Annotated in this window: 14 protein-coding genes; 7 read left to right on the top strand and 7 right to left on the bottom strand. The window is 67.5% G+C overall.

Annotated elements, in window-relative coordinates:
- Nucleotides 1–8 precede the first annotated feature (8 nt).
- Complete coding sequence (locus tag C2868_RS01690; protein WP_100811956.1) at nucleotides 9–1238, bottom strand: multidrug effflux MFS transporter; 1230 nt, start codon at nucleotides 1236–1238, stop codon at nucleotides 9–11.
- A 293-nt stretch (nucleotides 1239–1531) separates the two neighbouring features.
- Here C2868_RS01690 and C2868_RS01685 point away from each other — a divergent pair, with 293 nt between their 5' ends.
- Nucleotides 1532–2227, top strand: coding sequence for a DUF3105 domain-containing protein (locus C2868_RS01685; protein WP_100811875.1), 696 nt, complete (start codon nucleotides 1532–1534; stop codon nucleotides 2225–2227).
- Between the two features lie 3 nt (nucleotides 2228–2230).
- Complete coding sequence (locus C2868_RS01680; protein ID WP_100811876.1) at nucleotides 2231–2908, top strand: DUF305 domain-containing protein; 678 nt, start codon at nucleotides 2231–2233, stop codon at nucleotides 2906–2908.
- Here C2868_RS01680 and C2868_RS01675 read toward each other — a convergent pair.
- From C2868_RS01675 to C2868_RS01660, 4 genes are all read right to left on the bottom strand, one after another.
- A complete protein-coding gene (locus tag C2868_RS01675) occupies nucleotides 2871–5369 on the bottom strand; it encodes an HAD-IC family P-type ATPase (RefSeq protein ID WP_100811877.1) in 2499 nt (832 codons plus the stop codon). The genes C2868_RS01680 and C2868_RS01675 overlap by 38 nt on opposite strands.
- 90 nt (nucleotides 5370–5459) lie before the next feature.
- Nucleotides 5460–6431 (bottom strand): carbohydrate ABC transporter permease, encoded by a 972-nt coding sequence (locus C2868_RS01670; protein WP_100811878.1) that lies wholly within the window; start codon nucleotides 6429–6431, stop codon nucleotides 5460–5462.
- Nucleotides 6431–7564 (bottom strand): carbohydrate ABC transporter permease, encoded by a 1134-nt coding sequence (locus C2868_RS01665; RefSeq protein ID WP_100811879.1) that lies wholly within the window; start codon nucleotides 7562–7564, stop codon nucleotides 6431–6433. Before C2868_RS01665 ends, C2868_RS01670 begins: the two co-directional genes overlap by 1 nt.
- A gap of 117 nt (nucleotides 7565–7681) precedes the next feature.
- Entirely contained in the window at nucleotides 7682–9004 is a 1323-nt protein-coding gene (locus C2868_RS01660; RefSeq protein ID WP_100811880.1) for an ABC transporter substrate-binding protein, read from the bottom strand.
- A gap of 280 nt (nucleotides 9005–9284) precedes the next feature.
- On the opposite strand from C2868_RS01660, the gene C2868_RS01655 reads away from it, so the two are divergent.
- Complete coding sequence (locus tag C2868_RS01655; protein WP_100811957.1) at nucleotides 9285–10292, top strand: LacI family DNA-binding transcriptional regulator; 1008 nt, start codon at nucleotides 9285–9287, stop codon at nucleotides 10290–10292.
- A 95-nt stretch (nucleotides 10293–10387) separates the two neighbouring features.
- Here C2868_RS01655 and rplL read toward each other — a convergent pair whose 3' ends face one another.
- The gene (gene rplL, locus C2868_RS01650) at nucleotides 10388–10777 is read right to left on the bottom strand and encodes a 50S ribosomal protein L7/L12 (protein ID WP_100811881.1); all 390 of its coding nucleotides are present in this window, start codon (nucleotides 10775–10777) and stop codon (nucleotides 10388–10390) included.
- Between the two features lie 51 nt (nucleotides 10778–10828).
- Entirely contained in the window at nucleotides 10829–11344 is a 516-nt protein-coding gene (rplJ, locus tag C2868_RS01645) for a 50S ribosomal protein L10 (protein ID WP_100811882.1), read from the bottom strand.
- A 657-nt stretch (nucleotides 11345–12001) separates the two neighbouring features.
- On the opposite strand from rplJ, the gene C2868_RS01640 reads away from it, so the two are divergent.
- The 4 genes from C2868_RS01640 to C2868_RS01625 all read left to right on the top strand — a co-directional run bounded on the left by C2868_RS01640 (nucleotide 12002) and on the right by C2868_RS01625 (nucleotide 16249).
- Entirely contained in the window at nucleotides 12002–12679 is a 678-nt protein-coding gene (locus C2868_RS01640; RefSeq protein ID WP_100811883.1) for a YqaJ viral recombinase family protein, read from the top strand.
- A 192-nt stretch (nucleotides 12680–12871) separates the two neighbouring features.
- Nucleotides 12872–14611, top strand: a complete 1740-nt coding sequence (locus C2868_RS01635; protein WP_100811884.1) for an MDR family MFS transporter — start codon at nucleotides 12872–12874, stop codon at nucleotides 14609–14611.
- Nucleotides 14608–15087 carry a MarR family winged helix-turn-helix transcriptional regulator gene (locus C2868_RS01630; protein WP_103662798.1) on the top strand — a complete coding sequence of 160 codons (480 nt, stop codon included), beginning with the start codon at nucleotides 14608–14610 and terminating at the stop codon, nucleotides 15085–15087. The genes C2868_RS01635 and C2868_RS01630 overlap by 4 nt, the downstream gene beginning before the upstream one ends.
- A 142-nt stretch (nucleotides 15088–15229) precedes the next feature.
- Nucleotides 15230–16249: an NADP-dependent oxidoreductase gene (locus C2868_RS01625; protein ID WP_374935749.1), complete on the top strand. Its 1020-nt coding sequence runs from the start codon at nucleotides 15230–15232 to the stop codon at nucleotides 16247–16249.
- Nucleotides 16250–16256: the final 7 nt, after the last annotated feature.

Genomic DNA, 16256 nt, shown 5'->3' with positions numbered 1-16256 from the left:
CGATTCTGTCAGGGAGTGAGTGCCTGCACCGAGCGTGGCCGCACGACCAGCCACAGCCCGAGCACACCGATGACGGCGCACCCGGCCATCACGACGGCCATCGTGGTCGCGGTGATGCCGCTCTCACCGGCGATCCAGCCCACCAGCGGCGATACGAACCCGGCGACGCCGAAGTTGACCGCTCCGAGGATGGATGCGGCGGTTCCCGCGGCCTTGCCATGCCGGTCGAGCGCCAGCACCTGCACGCAGGGGAACGTGAATCCGCACGCCGTCATGAAGACGAAGAGCGGCACCAGGATGCCCCACAGCCCGAGGCCGAGCTGGTCGGCCACGATGATCCCGACGCCCGCGACCACGAGGGTCGATGTCGACCAGGCGAGCACCCACTGCGGGCCGAATCGCGCCGCGAGGCGGGATGCGATCTGCACCCCGGCGACGAGGCCGAGCGAGTTGACGGCGAAGAGCAGTCCGTACTGCTGCGCGTCGAATCCGAACGACTGCTGGAAGAGGAACGACGACGCCGAGAGGTACGAGAACAGACCGCTGAAGGTCATCCCGCCGATGATGAGCACGCCGAGGAAGACGCGGGCTGTGAGCACGCTTCGGTAGCGCTGGCCGACCGTGGTCGATCCGAGCTCGCTGCGCCGCGCGCGCGGGAGCGTCTCGGGCACGAGTGCGATCGCCGCGGTGAGCATCACCGCGCCGTAGATCGCGAGCACGACGAAGATGCCGCGCCACGACATCACCAGCAGCAGCGCCGAGCCGATGAGCGGGGCGATGACGGGCGCCGCGCCGCTGACGAGCGCGAGGCGCGAGAGCATCACGACGAGTCGGCGCCCGCCGAACAGGTCGCGAACGATCGCCATGGCCACGACGCCTCCGGCGGCCGCGCCCGCACCCATCACGACGCGTGTGACCCCGAGCAGCATGAGCGTGGGTGCGAGGGCGGCAGCCGCGCTCGCGATCACGTGCAAAGCCGTGACGCCGATCAACGGCAGACGCCGTCCGACCTTGTCGCTGAGGGGGCCGACGAGGAGCTGACCGATGCCGAAGCCGATCATCGTGCCCGTCAGCGTCAGCTGGATCGCCGCCGCGGTGGTGTCGAAGTCTGCCTCGAGCACCGGGAAGGCGGGCAGATACAGATCGATCGTGAAGGGGCCGAGCGCCGTCAACGCACCCAGCAGGATCACGTAGACGATGCGGCGACCGGTCGAGATGCGATCGCCGGGGTGCAGCATGATCGGCGCCGTGGCGGGGTTCGGCCCGAGGGTCCGGATGGCGCCGGTGGCGGAATGTTCGGGCAAGAAGAAACCTCAGAAGGAACGGAGCGATGAAAAGGGGGACGGTCCCGGAAACCGAAGACGGATGTCGCGCATCGAATCGATTCGGTGTCCCCATCCTACCGCCGCCCGGACGGCGAAACACCCGATCGCCACACGCCCAGCCCCCTCACGGATGCGTCCGAATACACTTGCAGGGCACCCGCGCGCGAGCGCGACTCCCGACGCACCCCGAGCCGAGAGACCTTCGCATGACTCCCCAGCGCACGAGCGGAAACCCCGCGAACCAGGCCCAGGCCAAGCTCACGATCAAGCAGCAGCGAGACCAGCGGCGCGCGGAGAAGCTCGCCGAGTACCAGCGACAGGTCGCGAAGCGCCGTCGCCGCGGACTCATGTGGTGGATCGTCGGCGGAGTCGCCGCCCTCACGATCGCCGGCGTTGTCGTCGCATCCATCGTCTTCGCCCCCGAACCACCGCCGTCGTACGACGCGGGCGGCACCGGTGCCGAGATCGCGGGCGTCGAGACGTTCACGAACGAGACGACCCACGTCGAGGGTGTCGTCGACTATGACCAGTCGCCGCCCGCGGGTGGCCCGCACAACCAGGTCTGGCTGAACTGCGGCATCTACACCGAGCCGCAGCAGAACGAGTACGCGGTGCACTCCCTCGAGCACGGCGCCGTCTGGGTGACTTACGACGCAGCCCGGGTGCAGGGCGACGAGCTCGCCGCGCTCAAGGGCCACCTGCCCTCGAGCTACGTCATCCTCTCGCCCTACGAAGGCCTCGACAGCCCGATCGTCCTCAGCGCCTGGAACGCGCAGCTGAAGCTCGACGCGGCCGATGACGAGCGCATCCCCGCGTTCTTCGAGGAGTTCTGGCGCAACCAGAACGCTCCCGAGCCGAACGCGGCCTGCACGGGTGCGATCGACGGCCCCGGTAAGCAGTAACGCGTGACGGCGGATCGGACGACGCAGGAGAGGACGGGTCCTCCGCGCTGGCTGCTCGTCACGCTGGCGGCCGTCGCGGTGGCCGCGCTCGCCTTCGCCATCGGACGTTTTTCGACGTTCGGCGTGTCGGCCCAGTCATCGGCGCCCGCGACCGACTCGGCCGAGGCGGGATTCGCGCGCGACATGCAGGTACATCACGCGCAGGCCGTCGACATGGCGATGACCCTGTACCCCGAGACCGAGGACCCGGATCTGCGGGCCCTCGCCTATGACATCGCCACGGCGCAGTCGGCGCAGTCGGGCGAGATGTACTCGTGGCTGGTCTCATGGGGCCTGCCACAGCGTGGCGGCACGCTCATGGCATGGATGGCCGGGCAACCGGGACACCTGGACCACGGGGCCTCAGCCGCGCCCGCGACCGAAGCCGACCTGCTGCGCGACATGGGCATGGCCACCGAGCAAGAACTCGACGCTTTCGAGGCGGCCTCGGGCGTCGAAGCCGATTGCCGCTTCCTGGCACTCATGACACGACACCACGAGGGAGCCATCGACATGGTCGATGCCGTTCTGAGTCTCGGATCCGAGCCGCGGGTTCTTCAGGTCGCGCAGTCGATGAAGGACGTGCAGCAGTTCGAGCTCGACGCTATGGCCGCCGCGGCGTTGCGGCTGGGATGTTCGTGAGCTGCCGCCGGATGTAGCTCTGCTGCACGGCACGGATGATGCCGATCAGGACGATGCCGACCGCGCAGAGCCCCGCGATCAGAACGACGGCGTCCTCTCGCGGCCAGTCCAGCTGGAAGAAGTCGATCGCGAACGGAACGTTCAGCACGAGCGCGAGACCGCCCACCATCGCGACCAGGATCGCGGCCTTGATCCAGCTGAGCGGCAGCGAGATCAGGGCGAGCACCCAGATGCCCAGGATGCCCACGATGACCGTCGATCCGGTGCGCACCTCTTCGATCGGGATCTCCCAGAGGTGGCCGGCGATGCGCGAGAAGACCGTCAGCGCGAGCCCGACGACGAGTCCCGCGGGGATGGCGAAGCTCAGCGATCGACGCAGGAACCCCGGAATGTAGCGCTGCGTATTCGGCAGCAGCGCCAGGAAGAACGCCGGGATGCCGATGGTCAGGCCGTCGGTGATCGACAGCTGGCGAGGCAGGAACGGGATCTGCATGATCAGAACGCCGAAGAGGACGGCGATCGTGGTGGCATAGGCGGTCTTGGTCAGGAACACCATCGAGACGCGTTCCATGTTCGCGATCACGCGACGCCCCTCGGCGACGACGGTCGGCAGGTGCGAGAAGCGACCGTCCAGCAGGACCAGACGCGCCACGGCCTTCGTCGCCGCGGAGCCCGAGTTCATCGCGATGCCGATGTCGGCCTGCTTGATCGCGAGCGCGTCGTTGACGCCGTCGCCGGTCATCGCGACCACGTGCCCCCGGGACTGCAGGGCGATGACCATCCCCTTCTTCTGCTCGGGCGAGACCCGTCCGAACACCGTGTGCTGGTCGAGCACGTCGGCGAGAGCATCGTTGTCGGTCGGCAACTCGCGGGCGTCGAACCCATAGGGCACGTCGAGGCCCAGATCGCGGGCGATCGCCGCGACCGTCTGCGGACTGTCGCCCGAGATGATCTTGACGTCGACGCCCTGCTCGGCGAAGTACGCCAACGTCTGCGCCGCGTCCTCTCGCACGTGTTCCTGCAACGTGATGGCGGCGATCGGGTCGAGATGCTCCGGCAACGACTCCGCCTTCACATGCGCGTCCTCGAGCGGCACGGGGCTGTATGCGAGCAGGATCGTGCGACGACCCGTCGAGGCGAGCTCGTTCGTCGCGTCGGCCAGGGATGCCTCGTCGTTCTCGGCGCTTGGTCCGCTCCACGGGACCGAGCGCGTCACCGCGTCGGGCAGGACCATCGTCGGGGCTCCGAGGACCCAGGTGCCTGGAGCATCCGTTCCCCCGAACGAGACCGCGCTCCACTTCCGCTTCGACGAGAAGGGGATCTCGCGCTCGGCGACGAGGGTGTCGCCCTCGGGGAATCCCCCGGCCAGGCTCCGTGCCGTGGCGTTCGCGTCGGGCGCGCGACCGAACCACCCGAGCGCACCGCGCCAGCCTTCGACGCGCTCATCGAACGGATACACGGCGTCGAACGCGATGTCGCCGTAGGTGAGGGTGCCGGTCTTGTCGAGGCACACGATGTCGACACGAGCGAGACCCTCAACGGCGGGAAGCTCCTGCACGAGAACCTTCTCGGCCGCCAGCCGAGCCGCCCCGACCGCGAACGCGATGCTGGTCAGCAGCACGAGCCCGAGCGGAATCATCGCGGTGATGACGGCGATCGAATCCACCGCGGCCTGGCGCCACGAGCCATCCGCGAACGCCTCTTCCCAGCCGCCCTGCACCTGCACCTGTGCGTTGGTGACGAGCAACGCGATCGGGCCGATACCCCACGCCACCCACGCGAGCACCTTGTTGACGCCGCGCCGCAGCTCGGACTGGACGAGCGAGAAGCGCTTCGCCTCCCCCGCGAATCTGTTCGCGTACGAGTCGGCTCCGACCTGCGTCGCGCGGGCATCGGCGCGACCCGAGACGACGATCGATGCGCTCAGCAGTTGCCCGCCCGGGTGCTTGTCGATGGGGTCCGATTCGCCCGTCAGCATGGACTCGTCGACCTGCAGGCCCTGCTCGCTCAGAACTTCGGCATCCGCGGGGACCTGATCACCCGCGCGCAAGACGAGGATGTCGTCCTGCACCACGTCCGCCGGAGAAATCTCGGCCTCGACGCCGTCGCGACGAACCCGCGCGCGCGGCGCGTTCAAGAGCGCCAGCCGGTCGAGGGCGACCTTGGCGCGGATCTCCTGGTAGCACCCGATCAGCGCGTTGAAGATGGCCGCGAGCCCGAACAGCGCGTCCTGCCAGCGGCCGAGCGCGAGAAGCGCCGCGAAGCAGGCGAACACGATGGCATTGAACAGCGTGAATATGTTGGCCCGGATGATGCTCCACCAGGTCCGGCTCGTGTCGGCGTTGAACGCGTTGGTGCGTCCGGATGCGACCCGCTCCGCGACGTCCGCCGCGCTGAGTCCCGACGTGGCGGCCTCGATGTCGACTGCCGAAACGGTGGGCGGCGCATCCGGTGCATCCATGCCACTCACCCTAGCGGCGGCGTCGGCGCCCGTCCGGAACGGCGACGGGACGGGCGGCCCCCCGTTGCGCCGCCCGCCCCGTCTGCACGATCAGCCCTTCGTCGAGCCCGCCAGCAGGCCTCGCACGAAGAACCTCTGCAACGCGATGAACACGATCAGCGGCACGATGATCGCGATGAACGCTCCCGCGGTCAGCAGGTGCCAGTCCTGTCCGCGGCTACCTGTCATCTCGGCCAGCAGCTTCGTGATCGGAGCGACGTTGCCGTCGGCGAAGATCAACGCCACGAGCAGATCGTTCCACACCCACAAGAACTGGAAGATCCCGATCGAGGCGAGCGCGGGAACCGTCAGCGGCAGGATGATGCGGAAGTAGATCTGTCCGTGCCCCGCGCCGTCGACGCGCGCGGCCTCGATCACGTCGGCGGGAATCTCCGCCGTGAAGTTGTGCAGCAGGAAGATCGCGAGCGGGAGCGCGAAGATCGTGTGCGCGATCCAGACCTGCGTGTACCCGGAGGAACCGATCGCCTCGATCACCGGGAAGCCGAAGATCGTGCCCTGCGAGAACAGCTGCAGGAGCGGGATCAACGCCATCTGGATCGGGACGATCTGGAGCGCGAAGACCAGCACGAAGATCAGGTTCTTGCCCTTGAAGTCCATCCACGCGAAGGCGTAGGCGGCCAGCGAGGCGATGACGATCGGGATGACCGTCGCCGGCAGGGTGATCGCGATGGAGTTGACGAAGGCCCCGGCCATGTCCAGCTGGCTGTTGCCCGTCGTCAGGGCCGTCGAGTAGTTGTCGAGCGTCCATCCCCAGTTCTCGAACACCGTCCACCAACCGGTGGTCTGGATGAGCTCCCGAGGGCGGAACGACGAGATGAACAACCCGAACGTCGGGATCGTCCACATGATCGCGATGACGAGAGCGGCGAGAGTGGCCCAGCGCGACGTGAGCCGCCTCTTCGCCCGCCCGAGCGCCTGACGCTCGGCCTTCTTCTCGCCGCGGCGCAACTCCTTCTTGGTGTCTTCGTCGATGGGAAGATCGACCGGCATGACTGCACTCATCAGCGCACCTCCCTCTGCTTCTGGAGCTGTCTCGCGTTATAGATCACGATCGGCAGGACGAGCACGAACAGCACGACGGCGAACGCGGCGGACCGCCCCGCCTCGAAGCTGCGGAACTGCGTGTACATCTCGTTGGCGATGACCGAGGTGTTGTTCGCGCCGGCGGTCATCGTGCGGACGATGTCGAAGACCTTCAGCGAGGCGATCGAGATCGTCGTCAGCACGACGATGAGCGACGAACGGATGCCGGGAACGATCACGTTGATGAAGCGCTGCCACGCGTTCGTCCCGTCGAGTTCCGCGGCCTCGATCTGTTCGGTCGGCACACCCTTGATGGCGGCCGACAGCACGACCATGGCGAAACCGGTCTGGACCCAGATGAGCACGACGATCAGGAACAGCGTGTTCCAGGGCTCGACCGCGAGGAACGAGATCGGCTCGCCCCCGAACCAGACGATGACCTGGTTCAGGAAGCCGATCTGGTTCTGATCCGACGGACGCGCCGTGTACATGAAGCGCCAGATGATCGACGCGCCTACGAACGAGATCGCCATCGGCAGGAAGACCAGGATCTTGTAGTACTTCTCGCCCCGGGTCTTGTCGATGAAGTACGCGTACGCGAGGCCGGCGATCGTCGAAACGGTCGGCGCGATCAGCACCCACACGATCGTGTTGAGCACGGTGCGGATGCCCTGGGGCTGCGTGAAGATCCAGACGAAGTTGTCGAGGCCGATGAACGCGGTGCCCCGCGAGTTCATGAAGGCCTGGAAGAACGTCTGGATGGTCGGCACGACGAGCCCGATGATGAGCAGCAGGATGGCGGGGCTCAGGAATCCGAACAGCTGGAACAGGTACCCGGCACCCGCGCGGCTGCGGTAGTCCAGCCAGAAGAAGAGCAGACCCAGCACACCGGCGGCGATGATCGCCCACGTGTAGGACTGGAGCGCCCACAAGAGCAGCAGCGGGAAGAGCACGCACGCGGCGAGCCGGAGGATCGTGTAGAGCCGACCCTTGCGCGGGGCGATCTCCACGAAGAACAGGACGATCGCCACCACCGCGACGAACGCGCCGATGATGATCGGGATTTCCAACCACGGCGAGAGCGTGCTCAGCCATTGAAAGAATGCGGACATGGGGTCCTTTCGAGTACGTCACTGGACTCGGGGCTCGGCGCGGGTCGCTCTGCCTGCCCCCAGAGTAGGGAAAGGGGCCGCCCCGCGATAGAGGCGGCCCCCCTTACCTGCCGTGCGTCAGCTCGACGGCCAGCCGGACTCGATCTGCTCGAGCACCGTGGCGGTCGGCGTGCCGTTCACCCAGTCGATCATTCCCTTCCAGAACGTTCCGGCACCCACGCTCGAGGGCATGAGGTCGGATGCGTCGAAGCGGAAGGTCGTCGTCGGATCCTGCAGGATCTCGATCGCCGCCGACAGGATCTCGCTCGACGCGTTCTCCGGGTCGAGACCGTTGTTGGCCGAGATCACGCCACCGAGCGCGACGCGGGAGTTGGCCCACTCGGCGCTCGAGAGGTACTCCTGCACCTTGACGGTCGACTCGCTGTCGTCGAAGGCTCCGACGATCTCGCCACCGCCCGTGACGACCGAGCCCTCGGCTCCGGCCTCGAACGGGGGCATCAGGAAGGCCCAGATGTCGCCGTCCTCGGCGACGGTGCCACCGGCATCCGTGATGAAGCCGTCGTAGAAGGACGCCTGGTGGTGCAGCGCGCACTCGCCGGAAACGAGCGCGTTGGCCGGGTCTCCGAACGGCGTCGTGACGATCGAGGCGACGTCGCCGAAGCCGGCATTGACGTACTGCGGGTTGAGCATGATCTTGCCGACCTCATCGAACGCCGAGGCGATCTGGGGGTCGGTGAACGGGATCTCGTTCGCGACCCACTGGTCGTAGACCTCGGTACCCGATTGGCGCAGGACGACGTCCTCCACCCAGTCGGTGCCGGGCCATCCCGTTGCCGCGTCCGATCCGAACCCAACGCACCACGGCGCCTTGCCGGTCGTCGACTGGATCTGCGCGGTGAGGTCGAGCAGGCCCTGCCAGTCGGTCGGGATCTCCCAGCCGTTCTCGGCGAACATCGACGGTGAGTACCAGATCCAGCCCTTGACGCTGGCCATCAGGGGCGCGCCATAGAGCGTGCCGTCGACCGTGCCGTAGGCGGCCCAGTCCTCGGACCAGTTGTCTTCGACGTTCTTCACGACACCCTCGGGCGCGGGCACCAGATATCCGCGGTTCGCCATGTCGGCGAGAAGGCCCGGCTGCGGGAAGATGGCCAGGTCGGGGGCGTTGCCACCCTGCGCACGGACCGCGATCTGAGCTTCGAACTCCTTCGACGATTCGTACTCGATGTCGATGCCGTTCTCTTCCTCCCAGTCCGCCCAGGATTCTTCGAGCAGTTCGGCTTCGGTGTCGGCGATCGTTCCGTAGATCGTGACGACGTTGTCGTCCTCGCCACCACTTCCGGTCGAGCCGCCGGGACCGCCCGTGCAGCCCGCGAGCGTGAGCCCACCGACCGTCAGCAGCGATCCGAGGACGAGGATCCTGCCCCGTCGCGATGTCTTCATGTGGTCCTCCTCGTTGAGTGCGCGGGTTATCGCGCCGAAGAATCGCCCGGGCCGTGTCCAGCCTTGGAACCGATTCCATGATCACCGTAGAGGACTCTCGAGCGGCCCACAATTGATGCAAAGTCACAACTCGGTAACCGTGAAGAATCTCCTAAAATGCCCCGTGATAGTGTCCCGTTTATCGACGATGCCCACAGCGATGGAGCACATCGCGGTATGGAAACGTTTTCTTCACGACCATCGTGAACCCCTCGCACGGAGCCACATCAAGGGAGATGCGATGAGCGGGATCGCCGAGGTTGCGCGTCGGGCCGGCGTCTCGAAGGCGACGGCGAGCCGCGCCCTGACCGGTCATGGCTATGTCGCGCCCGATACGCGGGCGCGCGTCGAGCAAGCGGCCCACGAGCTCGGCTACGTCGCATCCAGCAGCGCGTCGAGCCTGGTCACCGGGCGCACCCACACCGTTGCCCTCGTCGTGCCACGCGTCGGGCGATGGTATTTCGGCGAGATCATCGAGGGGATCGAACGCTCGCTCATGCAGTTGGGCTACGACCTGACGCTCTACGTGGCCGAGCCCGACTCCCGCGACCGGGATCGTCTGTACCGGCACTTCCTGGCGCGAAAGCGATTCGACGGTGTGATCGCCGTCGCACTCGAACCCGACGACAGCGATCTCGAGCGTCTGGTCGGCTTCGCCAAACCCACCGTGTGCATCGGCAACGAGCTGCCCGGAGTCGTCACCCTGGGCATAGACAACGTCGCGATAGGACGGATGATCACGCAGCATCTGCTGGCTCTCGGCCACACCCGGATAGCGTTCCTCGGTGCCACGCCGAACGACGATCCTCCCGCCCGCGACGTCGATGACCGCGAGTCGGGATACGTGCAGGCGATGCGGGCCGCGAACCTCGAGCCGACGGTCCACGCGGCAGCGCTGACGATCACGGATGGGTACGCGGCCGCGACCCCGGTGCTGGCGGACACCGACTCGCGACCCACGGCGATCGTGGGGGCCTGCGACGAGGTGGCGATCGGCGCGATCATCGCGGCTCAGCGGTTGGGCATCGCCGTCCCCTCGCAGCTGAGCGTCATCGGGGTGGACGGGCACGATTACGCCGAGATGTTCGCCCTCACCACGGTCGAGCAGGACCCCTGCAATCAGGGCGAACGGGCCGTCGCGATGCTCATGTCGATGATCGACGGCGCGCCGGTCGTCGGGCGCACGACGGCACCGGCGCGCATGGTCATGCGGGCATCGACGACCACCCCCGCCCCGACGCCCGCCTGAGTACGGGCGTACGCGGAAGGCCCCGGATGCGGACATCCGGGGCCTTCTGACGGGAGTCGATCTCGGGGCGCTTCGCGCCCGCCGACCGTTCCGAACTACTTGAGGGTGACGGTCGCGCCGGCCTCTTCGAGCGAAGCCTTGGCCTTCTCGGCGGCTTCCTTGGTCGCGCCCTCGAGCACGGCCTTGGGGGCACCGTCGACGACGGCCTTCGCCTCGCCGAGGCCGAGCGAGGTGAGCTCGCGGACGACCTTGATGACCTGGATCTTCTTCTCGCCGGCAGCCTCGAGGACGACGTCGAAGGAATCCTTCTCCTCGACCTCTTCAGCGGCGGCACCCGCGCCACCGGCGGCGGGGCCGGCCACGGCGACCGGAGCGGCGGCGGTGACCTCGAAGGTCTCCTCGAACTTCTTCACGAACTCGCTGAGCTCGATGAGCGTGAGCTCCTTGAACGCGTCGAGCAGCTCCTCGGTGGTGAGCTTTGCCATGATGTTTCTCCTTGTGTTGGTTTTACGTGCTTGCCGCGCCTGACCCGAGGGTTAGGCTGCGGATTCCTGCTTCTCGCGCAGCGCGTCGACCGTGCGAACGGCCTTCGACAGCGGTGCGTTGAACAGATAGGCGGCTCCGAACAGCGAGGCCTTCATCGCGCCGGCGAGCTTCGCCAGCAGGACTTCACGGCTCTCGAGGTCGGCGAGCTTGCCGACCTCTTCCGCAGTCAGGGGGTTACCGTCGAAGTAACCGCCCTTGACGACCAGAAGAGGGTGTGCCTTGGCGAAGTCGCGCAGGCCCTTCGCGACGGCGACCGGGTCGCCGTGCACGAACGCGATGGCGGACGGGCCCTGAAGCTCGTCATCCAGCGAGGAGATCCCGGCCTTGTTGGCCGCGATCTTGGTCAGCGTGTTCTTCACCACGGCGTAGCTGGCGTGCTCACGGATGTTGTTGCGGAGCTGCTTGAGCTCGGCAACCGTGAGCCCGCGGTATTCGGTCAGCAGTACGGCGGTCGAGTCCTCGAAGTTCTTCGTGAGCTCGGCAACCGATGCGTCCTTCTGCGCCATGGCCACTCCTTGTGTGTACGAGGCGCCCCACGATGGCGGGACACCGGCCACAGAAACCGGTTCCGCACATGAAAAAAGCTCCGGCGCAAGCGCACGGAGCTGGACGACCCTCACGGGCTATGTCGTTCGTGTCACCTGCGCGGGCCCCTGCATGTGCAGAGCTTCGATCGTCCTGCGCTCGCGCGCACGCCGATGACCAGCGGTCTGTGGTTACGAACACTCTACGCCACGGGCATCCGTCCCCCAAATCCCGCGCCGCCCATACGCTCCGCCAGTTCTCGCGAACCCGCCGGTTGCCGGCGAGGTCGCCCGTTGTTGCCCGTAGAGAAGGGGTCTTCTCGGCAGCAACAGGCGGTCTTGCCCGTCGTTCCGCGAACCCAGTCCTCGCGCTGCTTTTCTGCGAGAAGCACCTGCTCGATCGATATCCATCCAGAACGATCCGTCTCCCGGTGAGCGAACCGGGACTTGCAGCCTCGGGGTGCGGAATCCGAGGCGCCGAAGCTGCAGCTTCGTGATGCTCTCCAGAGGCAGCTCCGAGCGGCCGTCGATGAGCCCGATCAGCGTGCGCGCGAAGCGGCGGGCTCGACGTGCACCGCGGACGGACGCGGACCGCGTGCCGGGGCCGGGCCCGGCGGGGTGCGGGGTTAGAGTCGAGAGGTGCTTCCCGAACTCGCCGCCCGCATCGTCGCGGACTCTCGCGACCGGGTCGCATGGGTGCGGGCACGTTCGCGCGGCATCACGGCAACGGACGTCGCGAGCCTCACGAGCGAGAACGCGATCGCGAAGGCTGCCGACGCCAAGCTCGTCGGCAGCCGCTTCAGCGGCAACGCCTACACCGACCACGGACGCCGCCGCGAACCCGAGATCGCCGCGTGGGTGGCCGCGACCCATGGAATCCTGCCCTCGTCGGCCCTGTTCCACGCGGTCTCCGAGAAGCGGCACCTCGCGACGCCCGATGGCGTTGCCACGACCCCGAGCGGATCGATCACGCTGGCCGAGATCAAGACGACCAACAAGGCGTGGCGATCCATCCCCCGCTCGTACATGCGTCAGGTGTGGTGGCAGCAGCACGTGCTGGGCGCCGAGCGCACGCTGGTGGCGTGGGAACAGCACGACGGGTTCGTGCCGATCGGCGACGAACCCCGGTGCGCGTGGGTCGACCGCGATGACCGCGAGATCTCGCGACTGATCCGGCTCGCCGACGCGTTGATCGACGAACTGCATCGCCGCACGACGCAACCGCCGACGCGCCCGGCGCGAACGCTCGAGTTCGTGGAAGAGCGGATGCCTCGCGCCGCACGCGAACCGTTCCGCGCGCTTACCCTCGCCGACTAGCGGCCCCTTCGCGGCCAGCGGCGCCTCCCCAGGGCCTGCGATCGCTCCGCTCATGGCTCCCCCGCGTGCGGAGCCGTCACGGCAAACTGGTTGACTTTTATCAATCATCGAATATAGTTGACTTTACTCAACTTTCGCACCACGCTCCGGCGCGGTCGCTCCATCAGAACTCGCTTCCCCAGGAAGGACCCGATGGCCGCCTCTGTCACTGCGCCGACCGACGCCACCACATCCGCACCCATGTCCCGCCGAAAGGTGCTCGAGGCGCTCTCCGGGCTGCTGCTCGGCATGTTCGTCTCGATGCTGGCCGCGACCGTCGTCTCGACATCGCTCCCCGTCATCGTCCACGACCTCGACGGCGACCAGACCGTCTTCACGTGGGTCGTGACGGCGACGCTGCTGACGACGGCGATCTCGACGCCGATCTGGGGCAAGCTCGCCGACCTCTTCGATCGCAAACTGCTGATCCAGCTCGCCCTCGCGCTCTTCGTGCTGGCGACCGCAGCCGCCGGCTTCTCGCAGGACCCCGGCACCCTCATCGCGTTCCGCGCCGTGCAGGGCCTCGGTGCCGGCGGTCTCGCCGCACTCAGTCAGGTGCTCATGGCCGACATCATCAGCCCGCGCGAACGCGGCCGCTACATGGGCCTGTTCGGCGCCGTGATGGCCCTCGCCACGGTCGGCGGGCCGCTGCTCGGTGGATTCATCACCGACGGAATCGGATGGCGGTGGAACTTCTTCGTCGCGATCCCCTTCGCCATCGCCGCGTTCGTGATCCTGCAGCGCACCCTGCACGTCCCCCGCATCCGGCGCGGCAAGGTGAGCATCGACTACGTCGGCATCGTTCTGCTCTCGACCGCGGTCTCGCTCCTGCTGGTCTGGATCACCAACGCCGGCAAGAACTACGACTGGTGGAGCGTCGACACGGCGCTGATGGTCGGCGGGGTCGTCGTCGCCACCGCGCTGTTCATCGTGGTCGAGCTGCGCTCGCGCGAGCCGCTCATCCCGCTCTCGCTGTTCCGCAACCGCACGTTCACGCTCTCGGTCGTCGCATCCATCGCGACCGGGCTGGCGATGTTCGGTGCCGCGGTGTTCCTCGGCCAGTACATGCAGATGTCGCGCGGGGCTACCCCGGCGGAGGCGGGCATCCTGACCGTCCCCATGATGGGCGGACTGCTCGTGACCTCGATCCTGATCGGCCAGCTGATCAGCCGGTTCGGTCATTGGAAGCCGTACATGATCGGCGGCGCCGTGGCGCTCATCGCGGGCTCGGTGCTGCTCTCGACGCTCCACTACGACACCCCCTACCCCCTCGTCGCGCTCTACATGTTCCTGCTCGGCGCCGGCGTCGGCGCCACGATGCAGAACCTCGTGCTCGTGGTGCAGAACACGGCCAAGCCCGAAGAGATGGGCGCCGCGAGTTCGGGCGTCACCTTCTTCCGCAGTCTGGGCGGCACGATCGGCGTTTCCGTGATGGGCGCGGCTCTCGCCGCGAGCGTGACCGACGGGTTCGTGAGGTATCGCGATGCGATCGGCGCCGCGCTCGCCCCGCTCGGCGAACAGGGCCTCGCGGTCGCGGCGCAGCTGAAGACCGGCACCCTTCCGGCCGTGCACACCCTCCCGGACGACGTCCGGGTCATCGTCGAGGACATCTACGCGCAGGGCATCGCGCACTCGTTCCTGTTCGCCGTCCCCCTCGCGATCATCAGCCTCATCGCGATCCTCTTCATGCCGAACCGCCCGCTGACGCGTATGACCACGACCGAGCGGCTGGCCGCGGGCGAGGCGGACCTGGCCATGTTCACCGCGAGCGAGGGCATGGAGTCGATCCCCGCATCGGGAAGCGCATCCGCCGGCCCGGCCGATATCGTGGAGTCGACGGGCACCGAATCACCCACAGCCCCGTCCGATGCGAAGGGCACCGGCGAACGATGACCGATCAACCGCAGTCTGCCTCGAACCCCGACTGGCAGGATGCGGTGCGCGAGCTCGAGTCGGAGTTCGGTGAACTGTCGGCACGGATGCGTCAGGTCATGGCTGCACGCGCCGACCGACTGCAACCCGGCATGCTGCCGGGCACCTACAAGGTCTTCACGACGATCGTCAAGCACGGACCGATCACGCCGTCCGCCCTCGCCGAGACGCTCGTCGCCGACAAGGGGCAGGTCAGCCGCACGGTGCGCGAACTCGAACGCAGCGGTCTGATCGAGCGGACCGCCGATCCGGCCGACGGTCGTTCGGCCCGCCTCACCGCGACACCGAATGGCGTCGAGCGGCTCGCGGCAGCACGGAGCGCCGATCCGCACGCCCTGCAGGATCGGCTCGCGGACTGGGATGTGTCGGACATCCGGACTCTGACCCGCCTGCTCCGCGCGGCGTCGACCCGCGAATCACCGCCCCGCTCCGCGTAGCGGCACGTTAGCACCTGCGTAACACCGTCGAGACAATCCCCGGCTTTACTGGGACGAGTCCGATCCTCTGGGCAATATGCGCTCATGCAGCCATATGGGCAGGCTTGCCGTATGTGCCGTTCGCGCAGAATGGAGCACCGCCATGGCAGTTCGCCCCCCACGACCCGCGGGAGCGCCCGCCGAGGCTCCGAGCGTCCCGGACACGATGCGCGCCGTCGTGTTCGACGAGCCGGGAGACGCCGACTCGCTCCACCTCGCCGAGGTGGCGACCCCGGCTCCCGTGATGAGCGAGTTGCTCGTGCGCGTCGTCGCCGCGGGTGTGAACCCCATCGATGCGAAGACGCGCTCGGGCCGCGGCGTCTCGTGGGCGATCACGTCATACCCCGCGGTTCCCGGTTTCGATTTCAGCGGCGTCGTGGTTCGCGCGCCGTTCGAGACCCATCCTCTCCAGCCCGGCACCCCCGTGTACGGCATGGCGGCCTTTCCGCGCACCCCCGGGAGCTACGCGGAGTATGCGGTCGTTTCGCCGCTCTCCGTCGCCAAGATGCCGACAGGTCTCTCGCACGTCGAGGCAGCGGGTGTGCCGCTCGCCGCACTGACGGCCTGGGGACTGATCGTCGAGACCGCGCACGCACACGAGGGTCAGCGGATCCTCATCCATGCGGGCAGCGGAGGCGTCGGTCACTTCGCCGTGCAGTTCGCCGCGTATTTCGGTGCCCACGTCACGGCCACGGCATCGGGCCGGAACGCCGCGTGGCTGCGCGAGCTCGGAGCATCCGTCGTCATCGACCACACCACGACGAAGTTCGAGGATGTCGTCGCCGATGTCGACGTCGTGATCGATCTGGTGGGTAACACCCTCGACGAAACCGGGAGTCGATCGCTCGGTGTGCTGCGCCGCGGCGGCCTGATCGTCAATGTACCGACGGGAAGCTGGCCGACGTTCGAAGAGGATGCCGCGGAGGCGGACGTGCGCGCATCGACCTACAAGATCATCCCCGACGGGGGCGTGCTCGCGACGATCGCCCGCCTGCTCGCGTCCGGCTCGATACAGGTCTACATCGACCGGGTCTTCGACCTGAAGGACGCCGCGGCCGCCCACCGGGAGATCGAGGACGGGCACACGCGCGGGAAGATCGTGTTGCGCGTGAGCGACGACTGACCGTTCG

It is taken from the genome of Microbacterium sp. CJ77, assembly GCF_002911615.1.
GTDB lineage: Bacteria > Actinomycetota > Actinomycetes > Actinomycetales > Microbacteriaceae > Microbacterium.
The sequence above is the reverse complement of the archived record's forward strand: the minus strand, read 5'-3'. Positions and strand labels throughout refer to the sequence as shown.

Bases quoted from the DNA above. Each gene is read 5' to 3' on its own strand.
- C2868_RS01690 (WP_100811956.1), bottom strand. From the start codon at position 1,238: ATGCTGCACCCCGGCGATCGCATCTCGACCGGTCGCCGCATCGTCTAC.
- C2868_RS01685 (WP_100811875.1), top strand. From the start codon at position 1,532: ATGACTCCCCAGCGCACGAGCGGAAACCCCGCGAACCAGGCCCAGGCC.
- C2868_RS01675 (WP_100811877.1), bottom strand. From the start codon at position 5,369: ATGGATGCACCGGATGCGCCGCCCACCGTTTCGGCAGTCGACATCGAG.
- C2868_RS01670 (WP_100811878.1), bottom strand. From the start codon at position 6,431: ATGAGTGCAGTCATGCCGGTCGATCTTCCCATCGACGAAGACACCAAG.
- C2868_RS01665 (WP_100811879.1), bottom strand. From the start codon at position 7,564: ATGTCCGCATTCTTTCAATGGCTGAGCACGCTCTCGCCGTGGTTGGAA.
- C2868_RS01660 (WP_100811880.1), bottom strand. From the start codon at position 9,004: ATGAAGACATCGCGACGGGGCAGGATCCTCGTCCTCGGATCGCTGCTG.
- C2868_RS01655 (WP_100811957.1), top strand. From the start codon at position 9,285: ATGAGCGGGATCGCCGAGGTTGCGCGTCGGGCCGGCGTCTCGAAGGCG.
- rplL (WP_100811881.1), bottom strand. From the start codon at position 10,777: ATGGCAAAGCTCACCACCGAGGAGCTGCTCGACGCGTTCAAGGAGCTC.
- rplJ (WP_100811882.1), bottom strand. From the start codon at position 11,344: ATGGCGCAGAAGGACGCATCGGTTGCCGAGCTCACGAAGAACTTCGAG.
- C2868_RS01635 (WP_100811884.1), top strand. From the start codon at position 12,872: ATGGCCGCCTCTGTCACTGCGCCGACCGACGCCACCACATCCGCACCC.
- C2868_RS01630 (WP_103662798.1), top strand. From the start codon at position 14,608: ATGACCGATCAACCGCAGTCTGCCTCGAACCCCGACTGGCAGGATGCG.
- C2868_RS01625 (WP_374935749.1), top strand. From the start codon at position 15,230: ATGGCAGTTCGCCCCCCACGACCCGCGGGAGCGCCCGCCGAGGCTCCG.